The following is a 1,943-nucleotide window of genomic DNA, read 5'->3' on the forward strand; positions in this document are numbered from 1 at the left end:
CTTCCTTTCCGTCCGCCGGAAAGGAAGCGGCCCGCCTCCGGGAATCAGGCGCAGTCGCCCCGGCGGGGAAGCGGATTCGTCCCCCGGCGGGAAAATGGTGGGCGGGGAACGTGGCGGAAATGTGTCGCGGACCGCCGGGCCGACGTTCCGATATCCGATGGCACGGACCGTTCGCGGGAATCCTCCGCCCGCCACCCTGCCGGTCTCCCGTTGCGAGCGGCAGATCCGGGCGCGCGCTCTCTTTTGAGGGGCGCGGCGCGGGCGCACGCTCTCTTTGACGGAGGGAGTCATGCGATGACCCGGCAACCGCCGTCGGAAGTTGCCGGTGTTCGTGACGGGCCCACAGGATGACCGCGCCGCTGGTGAGCGGTATCGCCCACGGGGTGGCTTTTGGTGCCATCCTCTGTTTTGTCGGTCATGCCATGACCGACGGGCGGCGTGATGTCGCCTCCCGCAGTCAGATCGCGGCCTCCCGCCATGACGTGGCGGCGGACGCCGAGGTCGCCGAGGAGGTGAAGAAACATGCTGGCCAGACTCGCGACGCGGGAGAGCCGAGCGGCTTCGGGCGGCCTCCTGGGGGCCCGTGTGCGTACTAACTGGGTTAGGAGTATGGTGTGGCTCCGAAAGAGATCACGCCGACCCCGGAGGAGCGACGGTGAGCACCGGCAGGAGTGTGTGCGCGGGCGCGGTCGTCCCGCGGCTCCTGCTCGTCGTCGTGCTCGCGCTCGGTGTCTTCGTGATGCACACCCTGGGCCATCCCGACGGGGGGTCCTCCGGTCCGGGCATGAGTCACTCGGTGGCGCACCGCGCCCCCGGTGACACGCCTCCCGCGCCGCACGGCGGTGGTGTAGCCGTCACCGGCTCCAAGCCGCACCAGGCCGCTCCCGCCCCGTCCGCCGGGGCCGGGCACGCACCGGCCGCGCCCACGACGGCGCCGCGCGAACCCATGACCGGTATGGACATGGCCTCGCTGTGTGTGGCGGTGCTCGGTGTCTGGGTGCTCGGAGCGCTCCTCCGCGCGGTGCTCGCCCGACGGAGCGGTCCACCGCCGAGACTTCCGGTGGCGGCGGTCACCGTCGTACGACCCGTCCCTCCCTCGCCCTGGCCCGACCTCATTGCCCTGTCTGTTCTGCGGATTTAGGCAGAACTGCGCGCAAAGCGCCGGTACATCCCCTGGAACAGTCAACACTTGGCAAAAAGAGGTATATCGACATGACCGCATTCACGCGTGTCCCGCGCCGCCCGCTCGACCGCCGTCTCGCGCTCGTGGGCGCCGTCGTCGCCGGAGGGCTGTTGCTCGCCGGCTGTGGCGGGAACGACGACACCAAGGACGCGCACGACGGGAGCGGGAAGGGCGCCACCGCGACCTCCGGGGCGACCGCGAGCTCCGCGGCGGGCGCGTTCAACGACGCCGACGTCAGCTTCGCGCAGATGATGATCCCGCATCATGAGCAGGCCCTGGAGATGGCCGGGCTGGCGGACGACCGGGCCTCGGACGCGCGGATCAAGAGCCTGGCGGGGCGGATCGAGAAGGCCCAGGATCCGGAGATCGCGACCCTGAAGTCCTGGCTCAGGGACTGGGGCAAGCCGGAGAAGGCGTCCCCGGGCGGCATGCCCGGCATGGACCATGGCTCGGACGGTGCGGACGGTGCGGAACACGGATCGGGCGGTGCGGGCGGTGCGGACCACGGCTCGGGCGGCGCCATGGGCGGAATGGTGTCCGAGAAGGACATGCGGAAACTCGAGGCCGCCAAGGGCGCCGCCTTCGACCGCGCCTTCGCGAGCATGATGATCGACCATCACAAGGGCGCCATCACCATGGCCAAGGACGAGAAGGAGAACGGCCGCAACGCCAAGGCCAAGAAGCTCGCCGACGACGTCATCAAGAACCAGTCCGCCGAGGTCACCACCCTGCGGACGCTCCTCGACCGGCTCTGAACCAC

General features: G+C 70.1%; 2 protein-coding genes. Both read left to right on the forward strand.

Annotation, left to right across the window (positions count from 1 at the left end):
* Window positions 1-655: 655 nt before the first annotated feature.
* Window positions 656-1,141: a hypothetical protein gene (locus AXW62_RS33440; protein WP_060947772.1), complete on the forward strand. Its 486-nt coding sequence runs from the start codon at window positions 656-658 to the stop codon at window positions 1,139-1,141.
* Between the two features lie 71 nt (window positions 1,142-1,212).
* Window positions 1,213-1,938, forward strand: a complete 726-nt coding sequence (locus AXW62_RS33445; RefSeq protein WP_060947773.1) for a DUF305 domain-containing protein — start codon at window positions 1,213-1,215, stop codon at window positions 1,936-1,938.
* The last annotated feature ends 5 nt before the right edge of the window (window positions 1,939-1,943 follow it).

Source organism: Streptomyces hygroscopicus subsp. hygroscopicus (assembly GCF_001553455.1).
Lineage (GTDB): Bacteria > Actinomycetota > Actinomycetes > Streptomycetales > Streptomycetaceae > Streptomyces > Streptomyces hygroscopicus.

Coding starts and splice junctions, on each gene's coding strand:
- AXW62_RS33445 (WP_060947773.1), top strand. CDS start 1,213: ATGACCGCATTCACGCGTGTCCCGCGCCGCCCGCTCGACCGCCGTCTC.